This window comes from Trabulsiella odontotermitis, from assembly GCF_030053895.1.
In the GTDB taxonomy this organism is placed as follows: Bacteria; Pseudomonadota; Gammaproteobacteria; order Enterobacterales; family Enterobacteriaceae; genus Trabulsiella; species Trabulsiella odontotermitis_C.
The window spans coordinates 2,781,576-2,807,103 of sequence record NZ_CP125781.1 but is presented as its reverse complement, the minus strand read 5'-3'; the positions used below and the strand labels follow the sequence as shown (position 1 = coordinate 2,807,103).

At 53.0% G+C, this 25,528-nt stretch carries 26 protein-coding genes, 3 tRNA genes and 1 pseudogene; 14 read left to right on the top strand and 16 right to left on the bottom strand.

Features of this window, described 5'->3' with window-relative positions:
* Positions 1-12: 12 nt before the first annotated feature.
* Complete coding sequence (locus tag QMG90_RS13505; protein ID WP_283283964.1) at positions 13-1,467, bottom strand: AMP nucleosidase; 1,455 nt, start codon at positions 1,465-1,467, stop codon at positions 13-15.
* Positions 1,468-1,623: 156 nt separating this feature from the next.
* Positions 1,624-2,460 carry an alpha/beta fold hydrolase gene (locus QMG90_RS13500; RefSeq protein WP_283280157.1) on the bottom strand — a complete coding sequence of 279 codons (837 nt, stop codon included), beginning with the start codon at positions 2,458-2,460 and terminating at the stop codon, positions 1,624-1,626.
* A gap of 168 nt (positions 2,461-2,628) precedes the next feature.
* Between QMG90_RS13500 and QMG90_RS13495 the strand changes: the two genes are divergently transcribed.
* On the top strand, positions 2,629-3,618 hold the full coding sequence (locus tag QMG90_RS13495) for a GlxA family transcriptional regulator (protein WP_283280156.1): 990 nt from the start codon (positions 2,629-2,631) through the stop codon (positions 3,616-3,618).
* A 37-nt stretch (positions 3,619-3,655) separates the two neighbouring features.
* Here QMG90_RS13495 and QMG90_RS13490 read toward each other — a convergent pair.
* Positions 3,656-3,731, bottom strand: a tRNA-Asn gene (locus tag QMG90_RS13490).
* 324 nt (positions 3,732-4,055) lie between these two features.
* Here QMG90_RS13490 and nac point away from each other — a divergent pair.
* Positions 4,056-4,973, top strand: a complete 918-nt coding sequence (gene nac / locus QMG90_RS13485; RefSeq protein ID WP_283280155.1) for a nitrogen assimilation transcriptional regulator NAC — start codon at positions 4,056-4,058, stop codon at positions 4,971-4,973.
* A 101-nt stretch (positions 4,974-5,074) separates the two neighbouring features.
* Positions 5,075-6,025 (top strand): HTH-type transcriptional regulator Cbl, encoded by a 951-nt coding sequence (cbl, locus tag QMG90_RS13480; RefSeq protein WP_283280154.1) that lies wholly within the window; start codon positions 5,075-5,077, stop codon positions 6,023-6,025.
* Between the two features lie 41 nt (positions 6,026-6,066).
* On the opposite strand, the gene QMG90_RS13475 is transcribed toward cbl, so the two are convergent.
* Positions 6,067-6,142 (bottom strand) — tRNA-Asn (locus QMG90_RS13475).
* Between the two features lie 100 nt (positions 6,143-6,242).
* Positions 6,243-7,040, bottom strand: a complete 798-nt coding sequence (gene mtfA / locus QMG90_RS13470; protein ID WP_283280153.1) for a DgsA anti-repressor MtfA — start codon at positions 7,038-7,040, stop codon at positions 6,243-6,245.
* Positions 7,041-7,132: 92 nt separating this feature from the next.
* On the opposite strand from mtfA, the gene QMG90_RS13465 reads away from it, so the two are divergent.
* The 4 genes from QMG90_RS13465 (at position 7,133) to QMG90_RS13450 (ending at position 10,451) form a co-directional block, all read left to right on the top strand.
* Positions 7,133-7,222 (top strand) — tRNA-Ser (locus tag QMG90_RS13465).
* Positions 7,223-7,578: 356 nt separating this feature from the next.
* Positions 7,579-9,759 (top strand): catalase/peroxidase HPI, encoded by a 2,181-nt coding sequence (gene katG, locus QMG90_RS13460; RefSeq protein ID WP_283280152.1) that lies wholly within the window; start codon positions 7,579-7,581, stop codon positions 9,757-9,759.
* A gap of 138 nt (positions 9,760-9,897) precedes the next feature.
* Positions 9,898-10,155: a hypothetical protein gene (locus QMG90_RS13455; protein WP_283280151.1), complete on the top strand. Its 258-nt coding sequence runs from the start codon at positions 9,898-9,900 to the stop codon at positions 10,153-10,155.
* Positions 10,156-10,250: 95 nt separating this feature from the next.
* Positions 10,251-10,451, top strand: coding sequence for a DUF1127 domain-containing protein (locus QMG90_RS13450; protein ID WP_283280149.1), 201 nt, complete (start codon positions 10,251-10,253; stop codon positions 10,449-10,451).
* 49 nt (positions 10,452-10,500) lie between these two features.
* Here the strand turns inward: QMG90_RS13450 and QMG90_RS13445 are convergent, their stop codons facing one another.
* The 4 genes from QMG90_RS13445 to ompC all read right to left on the bottom strand — a co-directional run bounded on the left by QMG90_RS13445 (position 10,501) and on the right by ompC (position 14,643).
* Complete coding sequence (locus tag QMG90_RS13445; protein WP_283280148.1) at positions 10,501-11,367, bottom strand: ABC transporter permease; 867 nt, start codon at positions 11,365-11,367, stop codon at positions 10,501-10,503.
* Positions 11,339-12,181 carry an ABC transporter ATP-binding protein gene (locus QMG90_RS13440; protein WP_283280147.1) on the bottom strand — a complete coding sequence of 281 codons (843 nt, stop codon included), beginning with the start codon at positions 12,179-12,181 and terminating at the stop codon, positions 11,339-11,341. The genes QMG90_RS13445 and QMG90_RS13440 overlap by 29 nt, the downstream gene beginning before the upstream one ends.
* A 21-nt stretch (positions 12,182-12,202) precedes the next feature.
* Positions 12,203-13,210, bottom strand: a complete 1,008-nt coding sequence (locus tag QMG90_RS13435; protein WP_283280145.1) for an ABC transporter substrate-binding protein — start codon at positions 13,208-13,210, stop codon at positions 12,203-12,205.
* Between the two features lie 254 nt (positions 13,211-13,464).
* Positions 13,465-14,643, bottom strand: a complete 1,179-nt coding sequence (ompC, locus tag QMG90_RS13430) for a porin OmpC (RefSeq protein WP_283280144.1) — start codon at positions 14,641-14,643, stop codon at positions 13,465-13,467.
* Positions 14,644-15,263: 620 nt separating this feature from the next.
* Between ompC and drpB the strand changes: the two genes are divergently transcribed.
* The 3 genes from drpB (at position 15,264) to QMG90_RS13415 (ending at position 17,504) form a co-directional block, all read left to right on the top strand.
* Positions 15,264-15,533, top strand: a complete 270-nt coding sequence (gene drpB / locus QMG90_RS13425; protein WP_283280143.1) for a cell division protein DrpB — start codon at positions 15,264-15,266, stop codon at positions 15,531-15,533.
* Positions 15,534-15,610: 77 nt separating this feature from the next.
* Positions 15,611-17,044, top strand: coding sequence for a DNA cytosine methyltransferase (locus QMG90_RS13420; RefSeq protein ID WP_430381662.1), 1,434 nt, complete (start codon positions 15,611-15,613; stop codon positions 17,042-17,044).
* Positions 17,025-17,504, top strand: coding sequence for a very short patch repair endonuclease (locus QMG90_RS13415; RefSeq protein ID WP_283280142.1), 480 nt, complete (start codon positions 17,025-17,027; stop codon positions 17,502-17,504). The genes QMG90_RS13420 and QMG90_RS13415 overlap by 20 nt, the downstream gene beginning before the upstream one ends.
* On the opposite strand, the gene yedA is transcribed toward QMG90_RS13415, so the two are convergent.
* Positions 17,479-18,390 carry a drug/metabolite exporter YedA gene (yedA, locus tag QMG90_RS13410; RefSeq protein ID WP_283280140.1) on the bottom strand — a complete coding sequence of 304 codons (912 nt, stop codon included), beginning with the start codon at positions 18,388-18,390 and terminating at the stop codon, positions 17,479-17,481. The genes QMG90_RS13415 and yedA overlap by 26 nt on opposite strands.
* Before the next feature lie 177 nt (positions 18,391-18,567).
* Between yedA and QMG90_RS13405 the strand changes: the two genes are divergently transcribed.
* From QMG90_RS13405 to dgcQ, 3 genes and pseudogenes are all read left to right on the top strand, one after another.
* Complete coding sequence (locus QMG90_RS13405; protein ID WP_283280138.1) at positions 18,568-19,479, top strand: DUF808 family protein; 912 nt, start codon at positions 18,568-18,570, stop codon at positions 19,477-19,479.
* Between the two features lie 77 nt (positions 19,480-19,556).
* Positions 19,557-19,736, top strand: a complete 180-nt coding sequence (locus QMG90_RS13400) for a YodC family protein (protein WP_283283961.1) — start codon at positions 19,557-19,559, stop codon at positions 19,734-19,736.
* Between the two features lie 95 nt (positions 19,737-19,831).
* A pseudogene (gene dgcQ / locus QMG90_RS13395) lies at positions 19,832-21,520 on the top strand (cellulose biosynthesis regulator diguanylate cyclase DgcQ).
* A 314-nt stretch (positions 21,521-21,834) separates the two neighbouring features.
* Here dgcQ and yodD read toward each other — a convergent pair.
* Positions 21,835-22,062, bottom strand: coding sequence for a YodD family peroxide/acid resistance protein (yodD, locus tag QMG90_RS13390; RefSeq protein WP_038153224.1), 228 nt, complete (start codon positions 22,060-22,062; stop codon positions 21,835-21,837).
* A gap of 133 nt (positions 22,063-22,195) precedes the next feature.
* On the opposite strand from yodD, the gene dsrB reads away from it, so the two are divergent.
* The gene (gene dsrB, locus QMG90_RS13385; RefSeq protein ID WP_054180733.1) at positions 22,196-22,384 is read left to right on the top strand and encodes a protein DsrB; all 189 of its coding nucleotides are present in this window, start codon (positions 22,196-22,198) and stop codon (positions 22,382-22,384) included.
* 50 nt (positions 22,385-22,434) lie between these two features.
* Here dsrB and rcsA read toward each other — a convergent pair whose 3' ends face one another.
* From rcsA to fliO, 5 genes are all read right to left on the bottom strand, one after another.
* Positions 22,435-23,058, bottom strand: coding sequence for a transcriptional regulator RcsA (gene rcsA / locus QMG90_RS13380; protein WP_283280136.1), 624 nt, complete (start codon positions 23,056-23,058; stop codon positions 22,435-22,437).
* Positions 23,059-23,331: 273 nt separating this feature from the next.
* Positions 23,332-24,126: a flagellar biosynthetic protein FliR gene (gene fliR / locus QMG90_RS13375; RefSeq protein WP_283280135.1), complete on the bottom strand. Its 795-nt coding sequence runs from the start codon at positions 24,124-24,126 to the stop codon at positions 23,332-23,334.
* A 6-nt stretch (positions 24,127-24,132) separates the two neighbouring features.
* On the bottom strand, positions 24,133-24,402 hold the full coding sequence (gene fliQ / locus QMG90_RS13370; RefSeq protein ID WP_283280134.1) for a flagellar biosynthesis protein FliQ: 270 nt from the start codon (positions 24,400-24,402) through the stop codon (positions 24,133-24,135).
* Positions 24,403-24,413: 11 nt separating this feature from the next.
* Positions 24,414-25,151 carry a flagellar type III secretion system pore protein FliP gene (gene fliP, locus QMG90_RS13365; protein ID WP_283280133.1) on the bottom strand — a complete coding sequence of 246 codons (738 nt, stop codon included), beginning with the start codon at positions 25,149-25,151 and terminating at the stop codon, positions 24,414-24,416.
* Positions 25,151-25,528: a flagellar biosynthetic protein FliO gene (gene fliO / locus QMG90_RS13360; RefSeq protein WP_283280131.1), complete on the bottom strand. Its 378-nt coding sequence runs from the start codon at positions 25,526-25,528 to the stop codon at positions 25,151-25,153. Before fliO ends, fliP begins: the two co-directional genes overlap by 1 nt.

Below are 25,528 nucleotides of genomic sequence, written 5' to 3'. Positions count from 1 at the left end.
TTCACCTGATAATTAACGGAACGGAGGTTCGTTGAAAGTACGCAGCTTGCGAGAATGCAGGCGTTCGCCCTCGGCACGCAGCAGGTCAATCGCGCGGATGCCAATCTGCAAGTGTTCAGAAATCGCCCCTTCATAGAACCGGTTTGCCTGCCCCGGCAGTTTGATTTCGCCATGCAGCGGTTTGTCAGAAACGCACAGCAGCGTGCCATACGGCACACGGAAGCGATAACCCTGTGCGGCGATGGTGGCGCTTTCCATATCGATAGCGATCGCCCGGCTGAGGTTAAAACGCAGTGCCGACGCGGAATAGCGCAGCTCCCAGTTGCGGTCATCGGTAGTGACGACCGTACCGGTGCGCAGGCGTTGTTTCACCTCTTCGCCCGGCATGCCACTGACCTGCTTGGTCGCGTCATACAATGCACGCTGCACTTCCGCAATGCTCGGAATAGGAATATCCGGCGGCAGCACGGCATCCAGCACATGATCGTCGCGCAGGTAAGCGTGGGCGAGCACATAATCGCCAATGTCCTGGCTTTCGCGCAGGCCGCCGCAGTGACCAATCATCAGCCAGACGTCCGGGCGCAGCACCGCCAGGTGGTCGCAGATGTTTTTCGCGTTGGCCGGGCCGACGCCAATGTTAATCAACGTGATGCCCTGACCGTCTTTGGTGATCAGGTGCCAGGCGGGCATCTGATGTTTTTTCCAGGCCAGATCAGAAATCGCCTGTTCCGGCGCGTCGGTCTCCGCGGTGATCCAGATCCCGCCCGCACAGGAAAGGGCGATGTACGGGCTTTCCGGGTCGAGGATCTGGCTGCATCCCCAGCGGACAAACTCATCAACATAGCGTGTGTAGTTGGTGAACAACACAAACGGCTGGAAATGTTCGACCGGCGTACCGGTGTAGTGGCGCAAGCGTGCGAGCGAGAAATCAACCCGGCGGGCGTCAAAATGCGACAGCGGATAAAACTCGCCAGGATGGAACAGGCCATCTGCGGTTTCATCGCCAATCTGCGACAACTCGGTGGTCGGGAAGTGGCGGGTCAGCCCGGCGCTCATTGAGCGATCCAGCGTCAGCGTCGAGCCATCTATTACGTAAGGATAGGGGATTTCATGCTGCGAGCGGGCAACAGAAATGTGTGCGCCGTAGTTTTCATACAGCAGCGTCAGTTGTTCCAGCAAATAGCTGCGAAACAGTGCAGGATGCGTAATGGTGGTGGTGTAGCAGCCCGCGTGTGTAAAGCGGGCGTAGGCACGGGTTTTCGGCGCGTCCGGCGCGGTCCCGTTCCAGGAAACCGACAGCTCAGGGTACACAAACAACCCTCTGGCGCGGGCCTCGGTATCCGGCAGCGTATGGTCACGAATGTACTCACCAATCGCGCTGCGCAGTGCACCGACTGACTCTTCATACAGTGCTTCAAGCTGCGTCAGCGCCTGCTCCGGCGTCAGCCCATGACCTGTAGTGTTCATCATTTACTCCTTGTCTCAGCGATTCTGGATTACCGGATAGTATGTCACAGGATTGTGAAACAAAAGGTGGCAAAAGGATGAATCACCAGAGTGGCGAAGATTTAAACGATGGAGCCGGACACCCGCTGTGAGCAGGGCCGGCTCTTTTTTCAGAACTCACGCCCTGATAAACGCCAGCAAGTCCGGGTTGATGGTGTCTGGGTGCGTGGCGAACATCCCGTGTGACAGGCCCGGGTAGGTTTTCAGCGTGCCCTGTTTCAGCAGTGTGATGGCCTTGTGGGCGGAGTCGTCAATCGGTACGACCTGATCGTCTTCGCCGTGCATCACCAGAACCGGCACCGTGATGGCTTTTAAATCGTCGGTAAAGTCGGTTTCAGAAAACGCGGCGATACAGTCATATTGTGCTTTGGCTCCCCCGGCCATGCCCTGACGCCACCAGTTGTCGATCAGACCCTTAATGACTTTCGCGCCTGGACGGTTGAAGCCATAGAACGGGCCTGACGGCACGTCGATAAAGAACTGCGCGCGATTATTCGCCAGTGCAGTACGGAAACCGTCGAATACCGACATCGGCAGTCCTTCCGGGTTCGCCGTGGTTTTGAGCATGATCGGCGGCACAGCGCCCATCAGTACCGCTTTCGCCACACGGCCTTTTTCGGCGCGGGCGACATAGCGCGCCACTTCACCGCCGCCAGTGGAATGACCGATATGCACGGCGTTTTTCAGATCCAGCACGCGGACAAGTTCGGCAACGTCTGCGGCATAGGTGTTCATCTCGTTGCCAGTATCGGTCTGGTCGGAACGGCCGTGACCACGACGGTCATGGGCAATCACGCGATAACCGTGGGATAAAAAGAACAACATCTGGCTGTCCCAGTCGTCAGCGCTTAACGGCCAGCCGTGGTGAAACACGACAGGTTGCGCGTTCTTCGGACCCCAGTCTTTGTAAAAAATCCGGGTGCCGTCTTTGGTGGTGATGATGCCGTTGCTCATAGGAATATCTCCTGTTTGTGATGAGAGTCATGTGATGCCCTGGGCCAGAGAGAGAGGCACGCTCTTGTGTTCAGGTCATCATGGTTGTTGTCTGACGAACCTATTGTTCAGCAATGCAGGAGTGGATAGAATTGTCAAAAATGACATTATCAGGGTTAAAACTGACAAATGATAAATTCTGCTGAACGAACGGTAGTGGCGGAGATCGGCCTGCTGATTTACCCCGACTGCCAGCTTGCGGCGGTGTATGGGCTGACAGATATGTTCAGGATCGCCGCTGACTGGGCGGAGAGCATCTCTGGTGAGTCGCGTCTGCGGGCGATCCGGGTGTCACACTGGCAGGTAAAACCTGATGACGAGACGGTGGAGTGCGTCTGGGACAGCCACCCGGATGAACCCCATCGTCTGAGTCATGTGATTGCGCCGCCGGGGCTGGTGGTTCCCTCGAAAATGGTATCGATGGCGGTACCGGCTCACTGGATGAACACGCTTTATCACGAGGGCGTTACATTGTGTTCGGTCTGCGCGGGGGCGTTCGTGCTGGCGGAAACCGGGCTTATCGATCATCGCCGTGCGACAACGCACTGGGCCTTCGCGCAGGCGTTAGCGGAGCGTTTTCCGGCGGTGGAGGTGGCGGCGGAAAATATGGTGATCGACGATGGCGATATTATTACGGCGGGCGGTATCCTGGCCTGGACTGATCTCGGTCTGACGCTTATTGAAAAATTGCTGGGAACCGGAACCATGCTGGCCACGGCCCGTTTTTTACTTATCGATCCACCCCGCCGGGAACAAAGCACCTATGCGGCCTTTATCCCGGATTTCGAACATGGCGATGGTGAGATCCTGCGTGTTCAGCACCGGCTTCATGCCAGCTATGCTGATCAGCAAAGCATTGAAGAGATGGCCGCCCTGGCTGGCATGACGCCACGAACCTTTCTGCGCCGTTTTCAGAAAGCGACGAGGATCCGGCCAACGGAATATGTGCAGCAGGTCAGAATCATGAAAGCCAGGGATGCACTGGAACTGACGGGACGTTCTGTCGATCATATTGCCTGGGAAGTGGGGTATGCCGACCCGTCCGCCTTTCGCAAGATTTTTCGCAAAATCACGGGCGTGACGCCGGGGCAGTACCGCCAGCGTTTTGGCATCACATAACGCAAAAAGCCTGCTCGAAAGCAGGCTTTTTTGAATCTGGCTCCTCTGACTGGACTCGAACCAGTGACATACGGATTAACAGTCCGCCGTTCTACCGACTGAACTACAGAGGAATCGTGTGAACGGGGCGCATATTAACGGCGCTATTGGCCTTTGTCAAAGGCCGGTTGGCCTGTCAGATGCTGACTGCTGACAATTTCAGCGATATCAGGCGCATTGTCGGTTTATTGAACAGTGCTGCACTGTGGTGGTGCAAATTACCCCTGATGGGGCATAGCGGCTTCTGCTGACTGTTGCGCAAAAATAGCGAAATTCATCAGAAACGCTTATTTATCGGCGCTGGCGGGGTGTTATTAAAAGCTGGCAAGCATATTGCAATATTTCCGGCTAGTTATAAGACCGCCCATAAGGGCATGGCAATCCGGACAGGGGGCAATATGAATTTAAGACGACTGAAGTACTTCGTGAAAATCGTCGACATCGGTAGCCTGACGCAGGCCGCAGAAGTGCTGCACATCGCGCAACCGGCGCTGAGTCAGCAGGTGGCTACTCTGGAAGGGGAACTGGATCAGCAACTGTTGATCCGCACCAAGCGGGGTGTCACGCCAACCGAGGCCGGGAAAATTTTGTACACCCACGCGCGGACGATTTTGCGTCAGTGCGAGCAGGCGCATATGGCAGTGAGCCATGTTGGTCAGACGCTGAGCGGGCAGGTTTCCATTGGGCTCGCACCGGGAACGGCGGCATCATCCGTCACCATGCCGTTATTGCAGACCGTGCGCAATGAACTGCCGAACGTGCTGGTTTATCTGCATGAAAACAGCGGCGCGATTCTGAACGACAAACTCCTGAGCGGCCAGCTCGATATGGCGGTGCTGTATGACCGCGCGCCGGTTGCCGGGATCAACAGCCAACCGCTGCTCAAAGAAGAACTCTACGTTGTCGGCACACGCGATTGTCCGGGGCAGGGGGTTGACCTGGCGCTGGTGGCTGAAATGAATCTCTTCTTGCCGCGCGATTACAGTGCGGTGCGGGCGCGGGTGGATGAAGCGTTCTCGCTGCGCCGTCTGACGGCGAAAATCGTCGGGGAAATTGACTCTATCTCCACGCTGACCGCGGCTATCGCCAGCGGAATGGGCGTGACCGTACTGCCTGAATCGGCGGCAAGCTCGCTGTGCAGCGCCGCTAACGGCTGGATGGCGCGCATCTCTGCACCGTCAATGAGCCTGCCGCTGTCGCTGAACGTGTCCGCACGCGGTTCGCTATCACCACAGGCGCAGGCGGTGAAAGAGATTTTGATGTCGCTGGTGAGTCGCCCGACGCTCGAAAACCGGGAATTGCAGTTGGTCAGCTAAGCGTTATTCCTGACTGGAATAAGATGCTGGTTTTTATTATTTGTTCGCCGGAAGCGCAGACTCTAACAATAGCAGTATGTCTGATGGTCCCGGAGGGAAGGGTGAATTTCCAGCAACTTAAAATAATCCGCGAGGCAGCGCGGCAGGATTACAACCTGACAGAAGTCGCCAACATGCTTTACACGTCGCAATCCGGCGTGAGCCGCCATATCCGCGAGCTGGAAGAAGAACTGGGGATTGAGATTTTCATCCGCCGCGGTAAGCGACTACTGGGGATGACGGAGCCTGGCAAAGCATTATTGGTCATTGCTGAGCGTATTCTGAATGAGGCGAGCAACGTCCGTCGTCTCGCCGATCTGTTCACCAATGATGCGACAGGCGTGCTGACTATCGCGACCACGCACACCCAGGCGCGTTACAGCCTGCCCCCCGTCATTAAGGCGTTTCGCGAATTGTACAGCGACGTGCGCCTGGAGCTGATTCAGGGCACGCCGCAGGAAATCGATGCGCTGCTGCATAATGGCGGGGCGGATATCGGTATTGCCAGCGAGCGGTTGAGTAATGACCCAACCCTCGCTGCGTTCCCGTGGTTTCGTTGGTATCACAGCCTGCTGGTGCCGAAAAATCATCCGCTGACCCAGATCTCGCCGTTGACGCTTGATGATATCGCCCGCTGGCCGCTGATCACCTATCGTCAGGGGATCACTGGTCGCTCGCGCATTGATGAAGCCTTTAACCGTCGGGGACTGGTGCCGGACATTGTGCTCAGCGCCCAGGATTCGGATGTCATCAAAACGTACGTCGAATTAGGGCTGGGCATTGGGCTGGTGGCGGAACAGTCAGGCGATCATCAGGAATCCGACACGCTCACGCGTCTGGAAACCCGTCATCTTTTTGATGCAAATACGGTCTGGCTGGGGTTAAAACGCGGTCAGTTACAACGTAACTACGTCTGGCGGTTTATTGAATTGTGTAATGCCGGGTTGTCGCTTGAAGAGATCAAGCAGCAGGCGATGGAGCCGGAAGAGACGGCTATCGATTACCAGATCTAGAAAAGCAAAAAGCCTGCTCGAAAGCAGGCTTTTCTGAAATCTGGCTCCTCTGACTGGACTCGAACCAGTGACATACGGATTAACAGTCCGCCGTTCTACCGACTGAACTACAGAGGAATCGTGTGAACGGGGCGAATACTAATGGCTCCCCTTTTTTGTGTCAACACTAAAATTAACCTGCTGATTCAATTGAATGAATTTAGCGCAGGCTGGTGTTTTAGTGAACTACCGGCGAGTTATCATCGATACTCACGCCATTTTCGCGTAAACGCGCCAGCGGATCCTGCTGATAAAACTGGCAGAAACGCTGCCACAGCGCCGGGAAGCGGGGCGCAAAGAACTCAGGGGCGCTAAAAAAGTATTCTGACAGCACGGCAAAACATTCCGCCGGATCGCTCGCTGCGTAGGCATCAATGCTGGCGGCGCTTTCGCCAACCATGTCGATTTCATCCTGAATGTTGTTCATTGCTGCGTGCAGGTCATGTTCCCACCCGGCCACTTCGCGCAGCGGGATCAGCGGCACGCCGCTGGCGCGATCACCGTTACGGGTGTCGAGCTTATGCGCCACTTCATGAACGATCAGGTTAAAACCGGAGGCGTCGAAGGAGTCCTGAATATCAAGCCAGTTCAGCACAATCGGCCCCTGCTGCCAGCTTTGCCCTGACTGCACGACCCGCTGATTGTGTACCAGTCCGATGTCGTCTTCCCACTCATCATCCACCACGAAGGGGGCGGGGTAGATGAGGATTTCATGAAAACCATCCAGCCATTCGAGGCCCAGCTCAAGTACCGGTAAGCAGAACAGCAGCGCAATGCGGGCATGTTGCTCCGCAGTGAGTTCCAGCCCTTGCAGGACAACCAGCCGCTTTTGCTGTAAAAAACGGTCAGCAAGATGAACCAGCTTCATCTGCTCATCATCCGAAAGGTTCGCTAAAACAGGAATAGCCAGCGCCTGCTCCCAGTTGATCTGGGGATTGGGGCTTGTGTCATGTGCTTTCCAGGGCCACTTAATCATCGTTTTGCTCGCAAACTCGTCACTTGAACAGAATTGGAGGTACCGGGTCTGTTAAAATGCCAAAGATCCTGGCATGATGGCAACCATAAAACGGAGAGATGCCGGAGCGGCTGAACGGACCGGTCTCGAAAACCGGAGTAGGGGCAACTCTACCGGGGGTTCAAATCCCCCTCTCTCCGCCATTATTCAAACACTTACCCCGCCTCGTTTCAGTGATAAAAATCCCATTGAGAAAACCTGAGAAAATCCAAAGAGGGAATTCTTCACCATTTTTACCCTGATCGGCGCGGGCTAACGTCACATTTTTAAGTCCAGAGTCGGGCTAATCTTCATCTTTCTGCATTATTGTAAATTGCCACTTTATGTCAGACATTGTGCAATATTGTCCTGTTATTCTTCTTTCACATCGAAGGGTAAACCCTGCCTCCACAACGAAAAATATAAAAGGTATGGCCTATCAAATAGATGGATTGTTTTGACTATATTTTGTCTTTGTTGGTGTATATCGTAACGCTAAAACCCTAGAAGGAGCTTAGATATGAGCACGTCCGATGATACCCATAACACCCTCTCTACCGGGAAATGTCCGTTCCACCAAGGCGGGCATGACCAGAGTGCCGGAGCAGGGACAGCCAGTCGTGACTGGTGGCCTAACCAACTCCGTGTAGATTTATTAAATCAGCATTCCAGTCGTTCGAACCCATTGGGTGAGGACTTCGATTACCGTAAAGAATTTAGTAAGTTAGATTATTCCGCGCTAAAAGGTGATCTCCGGGCGCTTCTCACCGAATCTCAACCATGGTGGCCTGCTGACTGGGGAACCTACGCGGGTCTCTTCATTCGTATGGCCTGGCACGGAGCAGGCACCTACCGTTCCATTGACGGACGAGGTGGCGCTGGTCGCGGTCAACAGCGGTTTGCGCCACTGAATTCATGGCCAGATAACGTCAGTCTGGATAAGGCGCGTCGTTTGCTGTGGCCAATTAAGCAAAAATATGGGCAAAAAATCTCCTGGGCGGATCTGTTTATTCTGGCGGGCAACGTGGCGCTGGAAAATGCAGGTTTCCGTACCTTTGGTTTCGGTGCGGGACGAGAAGACGTTTGGGAACCGGACCTGGATGTTAACTGGGGTGATGAAAAAGCCTGGTTGACTCATCGTCATCCGGAAGCGCTGGCAAAAGCACCGCTGGGCGCAACCGAGATGGGGCTTATTTACGTGAACCCGGAAGGGCCGGACCATAGCGGCGAACCGCTTTCTGCGGCGGCGGCAATTCGCGCCACTTTCGGCAACATGGGAATGAATGACGAAGAGACCGTGGCACTGATCGGCGGTGGACATACGCTCGGTAAAACGCACGGTATGGCAGCGGCGTCTCATGTCGGGCCGGACCCGGAAGCCGCACCTATTGAAGCTCAGGGTTTGGGCTGGGCAAGCAGCTTCGGCAGTGGTGCGGGCGCAGATGCCATTACCTCTGGTCTGGAAGTTGTCTGGTCGCAAACGCCGACCCAGTGGAGCAACTACTTCTTTGAAAACCTGTTCAAATATGAGTGGGTGCAAACGCGTAGCCCGGCAGGGGCGATCCAGTTTGAAGCCGTGGATGCGCCAGAAATTATTCCTGATCCGTTCGACCCGTCGAAAAAACGTAAACCGACGATGTTGGTCACCGACCTGACGCTGCGTTTTGATCCAGAGTTCGAAAAAATTTCTCGTCGTTTCATGAACGATCCGCAGGCATTTAACGAAGCGTTTGCCCGCGCCTGGTTCAAACTGACACACAGGGATATGGGGCCGAAAGCGCGTTACATTGGCCCGGAAGTCCCAAAAGAAGATCTCATCTGGCAGGATCCTTTACCGCTGCCGGAATATCAGCCAGGCGAAGAAGATATCATTAACCTGAAAGCGGCGATTGCCTCTTCCGGACTGTCTGTCAGCGAACTGGTTTCTGTGGCCTGGGCTTCTGCTTCTACGTTCCGTGGCGGCGACAAGCGTGGCGGGGCTAACGGTGCGCGCCTGGCATTAGCGCCACAGCGTGACTGGGACGTTAACGCTGCGGCTGCACGTGTATTACCCGTCCTGGAAAATCTTCAGAAATCGACGGGCAAAGCCTCTCTGGCCGATATCATCGTGCTGGCCGGCGTTGTAGGCGTTGAGCAGGCCGCCAGTGCGGCGGGGGTAAGCGTCAGCGTACCGTTTACGCCGGGTCGTGTGGATGCCCGTCAGGACCAAACAGATATCGGGATGTTTGAACTGCTTGAGCCTATCGCTGATGGCTTCCGTAACTATCGCGCACGGCTGGATGTTTCCACCACTGAATCACTCCTGATCGATAAAGCGCAACAGTTGACGCTGACAGCGCCGGAAATGACAGTACTGGTCGGTGGGATGCGTGTTCTGGGAACAAACTTTGATGGCAGTAAGAACGGCGTCTTTACCGACCGGCCTGGCGTTCTCAGCACTGATTTCTTCGTGAATTTGCTGGACATGCGTACAGAGTGGAAAGCGACGGACGAATCGGGTGAGTTGTTTGAAGGGCGCGATCGTCAGAGTGGGGAGGTGAAGTACACCGCAACCCGTGCAGACCTGGTATTTGGTTCTAACTCCGTGCTGCGTGCGCTGGCCGAAGTGTATGCCAGCAATGATGCGCGAGAGAAGTTTGTGAAGGATTTCGTCGCGGCCTGGGTGAAAGTGATGAACCTGGATCGATTCGACCTGCATTAATTCACAATTCCCGCATGGCATGACGGCTCTCTTTACAGAGAGCCGTTTTTTTTTGCCCCGTCTTTGCCTTGACATCGCTGAAAATTGAAATTACATTGGTAACAAGTTACCAAGATCACAACAAGGCGGGAACAACACATGACTGATTCGCTCAACATCGAACGGGTGCAAACGGGATTCCGTATAGAAAAACGTATCCTGAAGGTACTAAAAGGTCTGGCGGAGTATCACGACATTAGCTTAGGGGATCTGGTTGAAGGGATAGTCCTTCACGCGTTTGAGGGTAAGTGTGCATTTGGTGAAACAAGTCTGGCCTGTATCGCAGAGTTAAAGAAAATATATGCTCTGGACTTAGATTCTACTGCATCACACAGATTGATTGAAAAAGAAAAATAACTTTAAAAATTTGTATTCCATATGAGCTCGATATTTAAACTGACAATACAATAAATATTGTCAGTTTATTTTAAATTGATTAACAGGCATCTAAAATGGACTGCAAAAGAAAGCGCGGTTATTGTTTTATTAAATATTTATTATATAAAACAATATCGAATACTATCTCCTTTTCCCTTTGCATTATCAAATATCTTCAAAGAGTACAATTACGCCGGAAATCACACCTTGCGCTAAAAAAGTTGAGCGATGAACAACTGAAGGATATCGGCCTTACTCGTGATGACCTCCCGTAATTCCCAGAACCGTTAAACCAGAATGTTGCCTCCACTGGAGGAGACAGAATTACCGCTGCATTCCCCAGCGCTTCACAGTGATCTTTTCCAGACTGGCGAATATCACGCCTTCGGCCAACAGGCCGATCACGATGACGGTTAACAGTCCGGCAAATACCCGGTCAGTGAACAACTCATTGCGATTCTGGAATATATACCAGCCCAGGCCTCCCTCGCCGCTGGATGCGCCAAATACCAGTTCAGCAGCGATCAGCGTTCTCCAGGCAAAAGCCCAACCGATCTTGAGACCGGAAAGGATGGCGGGTAACGATGCCGGAATGAGGATCAGGATGACATAGCGAGGTCCGCTGAGGCCGTAGTTGCGTCCCGCCATGCGTAGCGTTTCTGGCACACTGCTAAAGCCAGACCAGGTATTCAGCGAGACTGGCCACATCACGGAATGAATCAGTACAAATATCAGGCTGGCATTCCCCAACCCAAACCACAGCAGAGCCAGTGGTAGCAAAGCAATGGCAGGTAGTGGATTCAGCATAGCGGTTATTGTGCTGAGCAGATCGCGGCCAAACTGTGTGGTTACTGCCAGTGCGCTGGCAATCAATGCCAGCGCGCTGCCTGCCAGATATCCTTTCAATAGTGTGCTGAGTGAATTGATGATTTTTTCAGGCAGTTCACCATTGCGCATGTCTTCGCTGAACGCCTGCAGCGTCTGAAGTACGCCAGGTAACATCAGGTCGTTTTGCTGCATCCGTGCGGCTATCTCCCAGAGCACCAGTACCAGGGCCACAATCAGACACTTGCGCAGCCATGTCTGATTCCACAAGCGCTGACTTAAGGGCAGCGGTGTTTCCACCGGCAGATTTCGCAGTGGCGGTAATTCGTGTTCGAATTCAGGACGAATGTACGGTAACCGGGACATAATCTGGCTCCTCGCCGGATGAATGAGACGGGGTATTCCCGAGAGTCGGGAATAACAGATGGTGAATATGACGAGCGGCGTGCTGGAACGCCTCGCTGCCAAAATCATTCAGTGTGAACTGATGGCAATTAAGTTCTGCCCTGACACGTCCTGGGTGCGGTGAGAGCACCAGGATACGGTTGCCTACCACCAGTGCCTCTTCAATTGAGTGAGTGACGAACAGCAGGGTAAAGTGCTCTTCTTCCCAGAGAGCAAGCAGCTCCTCCTGCATTGTCCGTCGGGTCAGCGCATCCAGCGCCGCAAAAGGTTCGTCCATCAGCAGGATGCGTGGTTTCATTGCCAGCGCACGCGCGATGGCGACACGTTGCTTCATTCCACCGGAGAGCATATGGGGCATGACATCGGCAAAATCCGCCAGACCCACTTTGTGAAGGAAATGCAGCGCCGCCTCTTTTGCCTGTGAACGACTGGCTTTCCGGCTGGCCAGCAACGGAAACATGACGTTTTCCAGCACCGTTTTCCATGGCGGTAATTGATCGAACTCCTGGAATACCATCATCCGTTCCGGGCCGGGAGCACTAACCGTCGTACCTGCAAGTGAAATTTGACCACTGCGTGGGGTGAGAAAACCGCCAGTGGCTTTCAACAGACTCGATTTCCCGCAGCCTGACGGCCCAAGCAGAATAAAGCGGTCACCCGGCCAGACCTCAAAACTGACATCATGCGTCGCGCGCACTTGCCGTTCACGAGTACGGTATTCAATATCGACATTACGGACCTGCAGCAGCGGGCCGTCGGGGTGCTGAGTGACCATCTGAGCCTCCGGTATTACGGTTTAACTGCCTGGGTTTTCCCATGCTTCGTTAAAGAAATAATCCTTCCAGGAGTCAGCTTTATTTTTCAGTACGCCAAGCTCATGGAGTTTTTCCGCATATACGCCGGTACGCTCAGGGGAAATCGTAAAGCTGATTTCCGGATCGTTGACAATTTTTTGTACCAGCGGTAAGGGCAGTCGTGATTTCTCGACGCGGATATACGTTTCGGCCGCCGCATTTTTGTCACGGTTTATGATATTCGTGGCTTCGCTAAGTGCGCGATAAAACGCTTTATAGGTTTTCGGGTTTTCATCATGGAATTTCTGCGTGGTATAGAGAACATTAAAAGTCGCCTGTCCACCCAGCACATCATAGGAGCTGAGCACTTTATGCACATTACTGTGTTCAAGGGCCTGATACTGAAACGGTGGGCTGGAAAAATGGGTAGTAATTTCCGAACCACCGGCAATTAATGCTGCACTGGCATCCGGGTGCGGTAAGCTGACACTAATATTATCGAAGCGCTTGAAGTCTTTGTCGCCATATAATTTCGCCGTCTCGATTTGTAATGTCCGGGACTGAAAACCGACCCCGGCTGCCGGAACGGCAATTCTGTCTTTTTCGGTCAGATCTTTAATACTTTTTACCGCCGGGTTATTACTCAATAAATAATTGGGCATCGAACCCAGCGAGGCGATGGCTTTCACATTTTGCTGACCTTTGGTGCGATCCCATAATGTCAGTAAAGGGGGAACGCCTGCTGACGCAACGTCCAGTGCGCCAGAAAGCAGCGCTTCATTCATCCCGGTTGCCCCGGAAATGGTGCGCCACTCAACCTTGATATCCAGCCCCTCTTTTTTCCCCTCTTTTTCGATAAGATGCTGGTCACGTACCACATCAAGAATTAAATAACCGATACCAAATTGCTGCGCAATACTAATATTCCCTTCCGCAAGTGCCGGAAGGCTTACTCCGCCGAAGGTGGAAAAAGCCAGCGTCCAGGCCAATATCCTGTTTCTTTTATTCATGTTAGATCCCCAGAAAGATGTTTCTCAGCCAAAAATCATGGTCACAGGAGAGAGAGAAAGGAAATGATTTAAATGGTAATGAATAGCAGGAAAATGAATAAAGCGGTTTGTGTTCTGTTAGTTAATAAGTGGAAAAGCTTAGCCATTATTCATAGTTATGTAACTGGGTTCGGGCCTCAATGGTGGTCCCGGTGACGCATCACGTCTTCGGGCTAAAACAAGACCGGGGAAGTGGCTTCCCCGGTTTTTTAACATCAGAACTGATAAACCATGCCTACGCCGACGACGTCATCAGTGGAGATGCCGTTGTCGGAATAGAAGTTATCATCTTCATCCAGCAGGTTGATTTTGTAATCAACGTAGGCAGTGAAGTTTTTGTTGAAGTTGTAGTACGCACCGACTTCAATGTAGTTCACCAGATCCTGGTCTACATAGTCGTAGCCATTACCTGTGTTGTAGTCGTTGCCGCCGAGATCTTTCCCTTTCGAGTAGACCCACGCCAGTGACGGACGCAGACCGAAGTCGAACTGGTACTGCGCAACCGCTTCAAAGTTCTGCGTTTTATTGGCAATACCACCGGTTTCAGCATCACCGTACGGCGTCATGTTGCGGGTTTCGGCATACATCATCGCCAGATAGATGTCGTTCGCGTCATACTTCGCGCCAAACGTCCAGACTTCAGCGTTTTCGCCGCCAGCGTTTTTGCTGCCATAGTAGGAATTAGCCCTGCCCGCATTTACCTGATCATTGGTACGGTCTGAAGCGGAGTATGCCGCACCCAGGCTCAGACCAAAGTCAAAGTTATAAGTGGTGGACAGCGCGTAGCCGTCGCCGTTATCGTAACGAGCTTCTGAACCGCCACGGTTCTTGGTGCCTTCCTGATCTTCACTAGCATTGGAACCTTCGTTATTGCCCTGGTACTGCAGCGCGAAGTTCAGGCCATCGACCAGACCGAAGAAGTCTGCGTTGCGGTAGGTTGCCACACCGTTGGCGCGGCCAACCATGAAGTTGTCAGTCCAGGTGTAGGAATCGCCACCGAAGACAGGCAACATATCGGTCCAGCTTTCAATGTCGTACACCGCGCCATAGTTACGGCCATAATCAAAAGAGCCGTAATTGCCGAACTTCAGGCCCGCGAACGCCAGGCGGTTAAAGGATGTGTCACCGGCATCTTCGGTGTCATTGGCGTAGGTTTTGTATTCCCACTGGCCATAGCCGGTAAGCTGGTCGGTAATCTGGGTTTCACCTTTAAAACCGATCTGGACGTAAGTTTCATCACCGTCGTCACCCGTGTTATCGGAAAACGTATGGCGCGCATCCACTTTGCCGTACAGGTCAACTTTATTGCCGTCTTTATTATACATCTCAGCCGCATTTGCAGCGCCAGCCATTAATAAGGCAGGCACAATAATTGCCAGAACTTTTCTTTTCATTATATATTCCCTTCGGATTATAATTGACGTGAATATTTGTAATGCCGTCATGGATTACAGGGGGAATACTAGCCATATAGTTCATTTTAATTTAAGGGAAAAATGTAATTAAATTATTTGTAATATTGCAAAATGTTTCTAAATGGAGCGATATAAATATAATGAATGTTTAAATGAGATTTATTTATCTTGTTGATTTTTAATGAATTGAATGGCGTTATAGAAACTCATGAATAATCGATTGCTATTATGTGTGGAAACCGGGCAAAAAAAATACCCAACGGGGAGGTTGGGTAAAGTATTAATCAGGAAGTTATAACGAGGGCAGTGTAAAACAACTAAGGCTAATAACGAAGAGATAATGACACGAAATATGTAAAAATAAAAGTCCGCAACCGGATGATTTAATTATTTGGATGGGCTATTAATAACGCAAATAAATACACCAAAATAATAAATGGAAGGCAGAAACGAGAGGCCTGGCACGCTTACCGACCTGCAAAGCCACTGGCAAAATACTATCGCCTCCCGAATTACCCGCTATACTGTGACGACAATCACAATTGCGGACACGTTATCACGTAGAACATCATCGACAGGACAAGAGGTGAGAACCCAATATGGAAGAACGAGTAAAACGCGGCCCTGGCGGCAAACTGGCATTGTGGGTTTTCTATGCCTTCTGCGGCTATTTTGTCTGGGCGATGGCGCGTTATTTTTGGGTGATAAGCCAGGTACATGCCTTTCCCGGCGCGACGCTTGATGGCGAACTGGGATCTACCGTCGGAAAATGGCTGGGGGCGCTGCTGGGCTTCATGATGCTGAGTCTTGTCGGGGTTATTCTCGGCTACATTGCCTGGGTTACCCGTCCGCAACAAACCGAAGAGTAGCAACACGTCCGGCGCGGCGACTGGTCGCGCATTTTTGTGATACTCTCTGTCCAACTTTGTCTTGTCCGGTTACGCCCATGCAGGAAAACATCTCGTTCAACGTCCCGACATCGCCAACCGCTGAAGCGAACGCGGTGGATCCCAATGCGCTCCTGACCCGGTTGATGAGCATTTATGATGTCAAAACCCTGGTTGCGCAGCTTAATGCGGTGGGGGAACAGCACTGGAGTCCCGCGATCCTCAAACGCGTGGTGGAGATGGCGCGGGCGGACAAGCGGCTGAGTGAAACTGAATGCACACGGCTCTCCGCACTGCTGCCAAAACCGCCGCAGCACCATCCGCATTACGCGTTCCGCTTTGTCGATCTCTTCGCTGGCATTGGCGGCATTCGCAACGGGTTTGAAGCCATCGGCGGCCAGTGCATTTTCACCAGCGAATGGAACAAACACGCGGTTCGCACTTACAAAGCGAACTGGTACTGCGACCCCGTTCAGCATCAATTTAATGAAGACATCCGCGATGTCACCCTCAGCCATCGCCCGGACATCACTGATGTTGCTGCCGCAGAGCATATCCGCGCGGTCATTCCCGAACATGATGTGTTGCTGGCCGGTTTTCCCTGTCAGCCGTTTTCGCTGGCGGGTGTCTCGAAGAAAAACGCCCTCGGGCGTGCCCACGGGTTTGCCTGTGATACGCAGGGAACATTATTTTTCGATGTGGTGCGCATTATTGACGCCCGCAGACCGGCGATCTTCGTGCTGGAAAACGTCAAGAACCTGAAGAGCCATGATAAAGGCAAAACTTTCCGCATTATCATGCAGACGCTTGATGAGCTCGGTTATGACGTCGCGGATGCTGCCGAGATGGGGCCGGACGATCCGAAGATTATCGACGGGCAGCACTTCTTACCGCAGCACCGGGAGCGCATCGTGCTGGTTGGTTTTCGTCGCGATTTACATCTGCAGCAGGGGTTCACTCTGCGCGATATCCCCGCGTTTTATCCGTCGCGCCGTCCGACCTTTGGTGAATTGCTTGAGCCAACGGTCGACGCCAAATTCATTCTGACGCCCGTGCTGTGGAAATACCTCTATCGCTACGCGAAAAAGCATCAGGCGCGCGGCAACGGGTTTGGTTTCGGCATGGTTGACCCCACCAATCCACACAGCGTGGCGCGAACGCTGTCTGCCCGTTACTACAAAGATGGCGCCGAAATCCTGGTGGATCGCGGTTGGGATAAACCGCTCGGCGAACAGTATTTTGATGATCCGCAAAATCAGCAGCGCCGCCCGCGTCGTCTGACGCCACGTGAATGCGCCCGCCTGATGGGTTTTGAATCGCCGCAGGGATATCAGTTCCGCATTCCGGTATCGGACACCCAGGCTTACCGGCAGTTTGGTAATTCGGTGGTGGTGCCGGCTTTCGCGGCGGTGGCGAAAATGCTGGAGTCGCGCATTTTGCAGGCCGTGGCACTGCGGGAAAAAGAGGCAAAACGTGGCGGACGTTCACGATAAAGCCACCCGCAGCAAAAACATGCGCGCCATCGGTACGCGGGATACGGCTATCGAAAAACGGCTCGCGTTGCTGCTGGCGTCTGCCGGGTTTGCGTATACCGTTCAGGACGCGTCACTGCCGGGGCGGCCTGATTTTGTGGTCGCTGACTATCAGTGCGTCATTTTCACCCACGGCTGTTTCTGGCATCACCACGACTGCTACTTATTTAAAGTGCCCGCAACCCGTACCGATTTCTGGCTGGAGAAAATCGGTAAAAACGTAACTCGTGACGAGCGTGATATCGCGTTGCTGATCGAGCAGGGCTGGCGGGTGCTGGTGGTGTGGGAATGCGCGCTGCGGGGGCGGAAAAAACTCAGCGACGACGCCTTAACCGCGCGGCTGGAAGAGTGGATCTGCGGCGGCGGCACCGCTGCGCAGATCGACACTCACGGCATTACTTCTTCACTTCGCAGGGCGTAACCTCCGGGCGACCCGGCATCAGATATTTACCCAGCGTCACCAGCACCACGGCGAAAATAATCACCGCCAGCGCCAGCCATTCAATCTGAGAAAGATGCTCGCCGCCAAAGCCGGTGCCCAGCAGAACGGCAACCACCGGGTTCACGTACGCGTAGCTGGTGGCGATCGCCGGGGAGACGTTACGGATCAGGTACATATACGCATTAATGGCGATAATTGAACCAAACAGCGACAGATAACCCACCGCCAGAAAACCGGACATCGACGGCATGACGGTCAGTTTCTCGCCGGTCATGAGCGACGCGCACATCAGCACGATTCCTGCCGCCAGCATCTCAATCGCGCCCGCCATCATGCCCACTGGCAGTTCAATACGTGAACCGTACACCGAGCCAAACGCCCAACTGACGGAACCGATCAGAATCAGGATCGCACCCCACGGGTTGCCGCTCAGATTGCCGCCGCTGTTAAGCAGCACAATCCCGGCGAGACCAATGGCGATGCCCAGCCACTCGAGCTTGCGGGTGGCGATACCGAAGAAGCGGCTAAAGCAGAGGGTGAACAACGGCACGGTGGCTACCATCACCGCGGCGATCCCTGACGGCACATGCTGGTGCTCAGCGACCGTCACAAAACCATTACCCACCGCCAGCAGCAACACGCCAATCAGCGCGGCATTCAGCAGCGGGCGGCGCGCCGGAAGCTTATGTCCGGTCGCCAGCAGAAAACCTAACAGTAAAACACCGGCACAGAGAAAACGAACGCCCGCCATCATGAACGGCGGCCAGCTTTCCACGCCGATACTGATAGCAAAATAAGTGGATCCCCAGATGATGTAGAGCGCAAAAAGCGATCCCAGGAGCGGCAGTAACTGTCGGACGCGCATACTTCCTCACGGCAAAATAGAAAGGTGGCTTATAGTAAACGTCAAAACGACCGGGCTGGCGAGAGCTTTAGTTGTCACAACAATGTATTAATTTTGTTGACAGCAAGGTCTATATGCAGGTGCGGAATTTTACTTCATACTTTATCCGTACATACCAAAAAACAAAGGAATACGATTTTGGCGGGTTCAAGTCTTTTAACACTTCTGGATGATATTGCGACGCTGCTGGATGACATCTCGGTGATGGGCAAACTGGCGGCAAAGAAAACGGCAGGCGTACTGGGGGATGATTTATCGCTCAATGCGCAGCAGGTCTCCGGCGTGCGGGCAAACCGTGAGCTGCCGGTGGTCTGGGGCGTTGCCAAAGGCTCTTTTGTTAACAAGGTGATCCTGGTGCCGCTGGCGCTACTGATCAGCGCCTTTTTGCCCTGGGCTATCACCCCGTTGTTGATGATCGGCGGGGCTTTTCTCTGCTATGAAGGGGTGGAAAAAGTGGTGCATACCCTGCATGCCCGTAAGCATCAGAATGATGAACAGGCGCGCCAGCAGCGTCTTGAGGCGCTGGCGAATCAGGATATGCGCGTGGTCGAACACGATAAAATCAAAGGGGCGATCCGCACCGATTTTATCCTTTCGGCAGAGATTGTGGCGATTACGCTCGGCATCGTCGCCGATTCGCCATTGCTCAATCAGGTGCTGATCCTGTCAGGGATCGCCATTCTGGTGACCATTGGCGTGTATGGTCTGGTGGGCGTCATTGTCAAGCTGGATGACATGGGTTACTGGCTGGCGGCTAAAACCAGCGTGCTGGCGCAGGCGTTGGGCAAGAGCCTGTTGTTTATCGCGCCGTGGCTGATGAAATCGCTTTCCATCGTGGGAACGCTGGCAATGTTTTTGGTTGGCGGCGGGATTATTGTCCACGGGCTGGCGCCACTGCATCACGCCATTGAACACTTCACCGCCGAACAGGCGAGTGCGGTGCAATGGTTGCTGCCAACACTGTTTAACCTCGTGCTGGGCTTTATCGTCGGTGCGGTGGTGCTGGCGGTGGTGAATGTAGTGAGTCGTTTACGTCCGTCACAAGGGTAAAAATCGGTCTGTCATTATGCAAAACGGGCGAACTTCGTCTAAGGTGAAAAAGTTTCACCCTGATACAGGAGGCAATGATGGTCTTTTTGGTCAGTGATGAAGTTAAGCCTAAAAGTGGCGGGCCGCGTATGGTCGTTACCGGCTATTCCAGCGGAATGGTGGAGTGTCGCTGGTATGACGGTTTCGGCGTGAAGCGGGAAGCTTTCCGTGAGGACGAACTGATACCCGGCGACGGTCGGGGTAGGGACGAGGCGTAACAACAACGCCCGGCGATTTCGCCGGGCGTTTTACTGGTTAATCTGACTGTGTCCTGGCGGGACAATCAGGGGTTCGTGTGCACCGTGAAACATCCGTGGAGAAACCGTCGTGGCTGAAAATGCTCAGTCGCCGTAAAAATCCGGGACGGGTGGTCAATTTTTGTTTCATCATTGTACTTTTCTTCTCAACGCTACTGACCTGGCGTGAGATTGTCGTGCTTGAAGATGCCTACATCTCAAGCCAGCGCAATAACCTCGAAAACGTAGCGCATGAAATGGATGCGCAGCTTCAGTTTAATGTCGATCGGCTGCTTTTTTTCCGCAATGGCGTCCAGTCCGCCATCAGCACGCCGCTGGCGTTTGAAGTGCTCGACAACGCGCGAGGCGACTTCGAACAGAAGCGCTACGCGCCTGAATGGAATATCGTGCTCGATAAGCGCCGCACGCTGCCGGTGTACGGTGTATCTGATGATTTCGTCAATAAAACGTCCATTCTCACCCGTGAAAATTCGCTGCTGGAAAATGAAATCACCGCCACGCTGGAGCTGGGCTATCTGCTGCGGCTGTCTCACACTACGCAGCGCCTGGCGGAGCGTATGCTGTACGTGTCGCGCGGGGGCTTTTTTCTTTCAAGCGATCCGGAACAGAATCCGCAGGCCATTATTTCCACCTATTACGGGCTGGTGACCAGTCCGTGGTTTGCCATGCAGTCGCAGCGTAACAACCCGGCACGAGGCATTCGCTGGAATACTATCCAGGAAACCGACAGCATCGCAACAGAAGCCCAGTTAGTCACGGCCTCCGTGCCCATCGACGTCGATCATTACTGGTTTGGCGTGCTGGCGATGGATTTTTCCGTCAGCGAGATGAAGACGTTTTGATGAGTGAGTGCGGTGGAAGGGGAGAAAGAGGGTGAATACCAGCTCTACGACAGCCGCATGAATCTGATTGCAACATCGGCAGGCGCCAACGACTATCCGTTGCGTCTGACGGTGCGGGAAGAGGCGCAGCTGGCCAATGATTTTGGTTATGATAATCGTGGTGGACTACGACTGATGACCAGTTATATCAGCTGGGAAAAACTGCGTAATTTTGACGGCGTGCTGTTGCGTATTCACCGCCTGCATGAAGGCGTGCGCGGCGACTTTGGCACCATCACCATCGCGCTGGCGCTGGTATGGATGCTGTTTACTTTCATGCTGCTCATTGCCTGGTGGGTGATCCGCCGGATGGTCGCCAACATGGCGGGGCTACAGGAGTCGCTGCAATGGCGAGCCTGGTACGATGCGCTGACCCGGCTCTATAACCGTGGCGCGCTGTTTGAGCGTGCGTTTGATGCGGTCGAAGCATGCAAACTGAAGCAACAGCCGATCTCGGTCATTCAGATTGACCTCGACCACTTTAAACGCATCAACGACGAATTCGGCCATCAGGCGGGCGATCGGGTGCTCTCGCATGCTGCCAGTCTCATCAGCAGTAAAATCCGCGATACTGACATCGCCGGGCGTGTTGGCGGTGAAGAGTTCTGCGTAGTGCTGCCAGGAGCGTCCCGCGAAACGGCACTGGAGATTGCCGAGCGTATCCGGGATCGCATCAACGTGCGTGAAATCCTGGTGGGGAAAGGAACGACGATGCGCATCAGCGCGTCGCTGGGGGTCAGCAGCAGCGATGAAAACGGCCAGTATGATTTTGAACTGCTGCAGTCTGTGGCCGATCGCCGTTTGTATCAGGCGAAACAGGACGGGCGAAACCGGGTGTGCGCGACAGACGCGGGTTCGTTATAAACGATAACCCTTTTTAGCCTGATTTGCTTTATGAGCTAAGAATAATCCTAAAAATTCGCACAACGGTAAAATAATCCGCCTGGAACCGATCCCTTAAATACCAGTCGGCGCGCGGGATTGCTGAAGAGTCTGAGTAAAAATCAGGCGATTTCAATTATTTCCCTTAAGAATAATCCTTGTCTCGCAAAATAATTGCGGATAATGTTTCCATCGCATCAGATTTCCTGGTGTAACGAATTTTCAAGTGCTTCTTGCAGTCGCAAGTTTTCATCCCGACCCACACTGGCGTCGGGATTTTTTTCAGCTAAAGCTGGCTAGCGATTGACCTCAGACACGCTGAAATCATGCACATCCAGCTCAAAAGCTTCGGCCAGTTCACGCCAGGTGTGATACTCGCGCCCATCAACGCTGACGTGATGTGGGTCATCGGCACACCGGTGCACTTCGCTTTCACTGATCTCATTAATGGCCGCCAGCAAGGCATCAACGTCAACGTTCACCTCGCGTTTGGCGGTGTCACTGTACTCTTTGGCGGTTTTCATTAACTTACCTCTCAACACATGCGGCTACCCCAGTAAGTATAGACGTCGATAAAATCATCATTCACGCCCGCAGACGCTGTCAGGCATTCTGATTTGTTCTACACTGCACAAAAGCAATCAGGAGATGACATGTATGCAGGTGAATGACCGGGTGACGGTGAAGACGGATGGCGGTCCGCGACGTCCAGGCGTAGTGCTGGCGATTGAAACGTTCAGCGAAGGGACGATGTATCTGGTATCACTGGAAGATTATCCGTTAGGCATCTGGTTCTTTAATGAACTCGGTCATGCGGACGGCATTTTTGTCGAGAAGGTAGAGTAGGGTATTGAGGTATCTGACAAACGGCGGCCCCTGCCGCCAGTTTGTCAGGATCAACGCATATTGACGTAAATGCCTGAGGTCACGTTATCGGTCAGTCGAACAACATGATAGATAACCTGTTTATTATGCGTTTTTATTTTCTTTTTAATATTACCTTTATGTGATGATACGGTTTTAGCTTTAATATTCATCTGATCTGAAATCTGGATCGTTCCTTGTCCCGACATCCACATTTTTAACATACTGGATTCTGTGCGGCTTAATGACAGTGTTGGCAGATTAATATGCGTAACGCTATCTTCTTCTGTTTTCAGCAGATCGCCTAAAATATCATCCAATGATTCCGGTTTTATTGATTTAGAACTAATAAGCAAATTTTTCCGGACCAGTAAATACTCATCGAAATGAATATTTGCTATTGCCATGAATACAATGAACAGTGTCCTGGGATGTTGATTAATGATCTGCTTGATCAGCTGACTGCTTCCCGGGTCGTGGATGAAGCAATCTTCATTAATGAACACGACAGACGGCTGACGTGCGTCACAGACTTTGGCGAGTAAGTCGACGTTGTCGACATCGCAGATATCACGCTTTTTCACCCCCCGACTTGCCAGGTACCCGGTCAATCCAAGCCGGGTGTAACTGCATAGATCCATAATAATCGTTGACATGGCATACCCTCACTCAATGTGTAACGATAATTAACCCATCACCTTACCACTGCCAAACGGCCTGAATTTAAAGTTTAAAAGAGCAGGCGAAGGCAAACAGGCGACCTCAACTATCCCGTAAAGTGTCTTATAATTTGCCAGGAATCATCTCAAAGTAAAGTAAATGTTATGTTCTGTGAACTGCTTAAAAACAAATAAGCCGCACCAGATATATCCTGGAAGATGTTTTTAAAGTTTTATTTTAAGAATTTCCTTAGAGTAACAATACAACTGTCAGGGGGAATTTATTTTCGGCAACTCACTAATAATATCCGCAAGTAGGTCAAAAATCTCACTAAATAAGTGTTCGCAGAAAGGAGCAATCAATGGCATCAGTGCCGACATCAACAAAATCCCGACGGTGAGCGTAATCGGAAAGCCGATCACGAACACTGAAAGCTGAGGTGCCATTCGGTTAAGCATGCCTAATGCAAAGTTGATGGTCAGCAGCAGTGTAATGATGGGCAGCGCCAGCATCAGTCCATTGAGGAAGATAAGCCCCCCGGCACGGGAAAGCGCCATGAACGCGTTGCTGTTGATAGGTTCGCCGCCGATGGGCAACGTATGGAAGGTATCCACCAGCAGCGACAGCAGCCACAGGTGGCCGTTAAACACCAGGAACAGCAGCATGGCGAGCATGTCGACGATACGCGCCAGCACTGGCATGTTCAGGTTGCTGCTCGGATCGACGAAGGTGGCGAATGACAGGCCCATCTGCAGACCGATCACTTCCCCCGCATACCGCACGGCGGCAAACGCAAACTGCATGGTGAATCCCAGCGCCACGCCAATCATCACCTGTTGCATCGCCAGCCACAGCGCATTGGGGGAAAACAGGGTGACGTCGGTCGGCGGCAGCGTCGGCGCGATAATAAACGTAATGATAAAACCCAGCCCCAGCTTAATCCGTTTGGGGACGGCTCTTTCGCTAAGAATGGGAGCAGTAGAAATCAGCGCCAGCACGCGCAGCATCGGCCAGAAGTAGAGGCTTAGCCAGTGCAGCCACTGATCGCTACTCACCTGCAACATGGCGGGTTACCCAATGATATAGGGCAGATTGGTGAACAGTGTACGCACATAGTCAATCAGCAGGTTCAGCATCCACGGTCCGGCGACGATAATGGCGATAAACACCGCGATGATTTTCGGAATGAACGACAGCGTCATTTCGTTAATCTGCGTGGCGGCCTGCAGAATACTGATCAGCAGACCGGTGATGAGCGCGACCAACAATAACGGCGCTCCTAGCGTCAGCGCTATTTTCATCGCTTCCGTGCCCATCATCATGACTGATTCGGGTGTCATTGTCGGGCTCCTTAACTGTAAAAACTTTGCGCCAGAGAACCGATCAGCAACTGCCAGCCATCGACCAGCACGAAGAGCATGAGCTTAAAGGGCAGGGCGATGGTGGCGGGAGGCACCATCATCATCCCGAGCGCCATTAATACGCTGGCGATCACCAGGTCGATAATCAGAAACGGAATGAAAATGGTGAAACCGATCTGAAAGGCGGTTTTCAGTTCGCTGGTGACATACGCCGGTAGCAAAATGCGCATTGGCACCGCTTCCGGTCCTTGCAACGGCGCGGTATTGGACAAACGGGCGAACAGCGCCAGATCGGCTTCCCGGGTCTGGCGCAGCATAAATTCGCGCAGCGGTTGCGCGCCTTTATCCAGCGCCTGCTCCATCGAAATTTTGTTTTCGCTAAATGGCTGGTAAGCGTCGACATAAATTTTGTCGATCACTGGTGACATAATAAAAAAGGTGAGAAACAGCGCCAGCCCAAGCAGTACCTGGTTTGGTGGCGCGGACGGCGTACCGAGCGCGTTTCGCAGCAGACCAAAGACGATGATGATGCGGGTAAAGCTGGTCATCATCAGCAGAATGGCCGGAATAAAAGTCAGTGAGGTGATGAATACCAGCGTCTGAACCGGCAGCGACCAGCTCTGGCCGCCGTTGGGTAATGGCTGACTGACAAGTCCCGGTAACTGGGCAAAGGCGGCAGGGGACAACAACCACAGCGCCAGCAGTGAAAGGCGTAATACACGGCGCATCAGGATCTCCCGGAACGCTTCATTATGTTCTTCATCATCGAGGAGAAATCGGGAGCCGCCGCTTTCTGTTCTTCACTCTCCGCGGGGGCGGGAGGCAATGTGTGCAGCAGGGTGACCTGGCTTGCGGTTACACCGAGCACCAGGCGGGCATCATCCACATTCACAATCACCACGCGTTCGCGCGGGCCAAGGGCGGTGCTGGCGCTGACTTTCAGGCTACGCGATCCCACTGGTTTAATGCCGCCGAAACCGACGCGTTTCACCAGCCAGGCGGCAGCGAGAATCAACAGGATTACGCCCAGCAAGGCGCCGCTGACCTGCATCAGCGGCGATGTGCTATTAACGGTTGGCTGAGTAACGGTAGCCTGGGTTTTCAT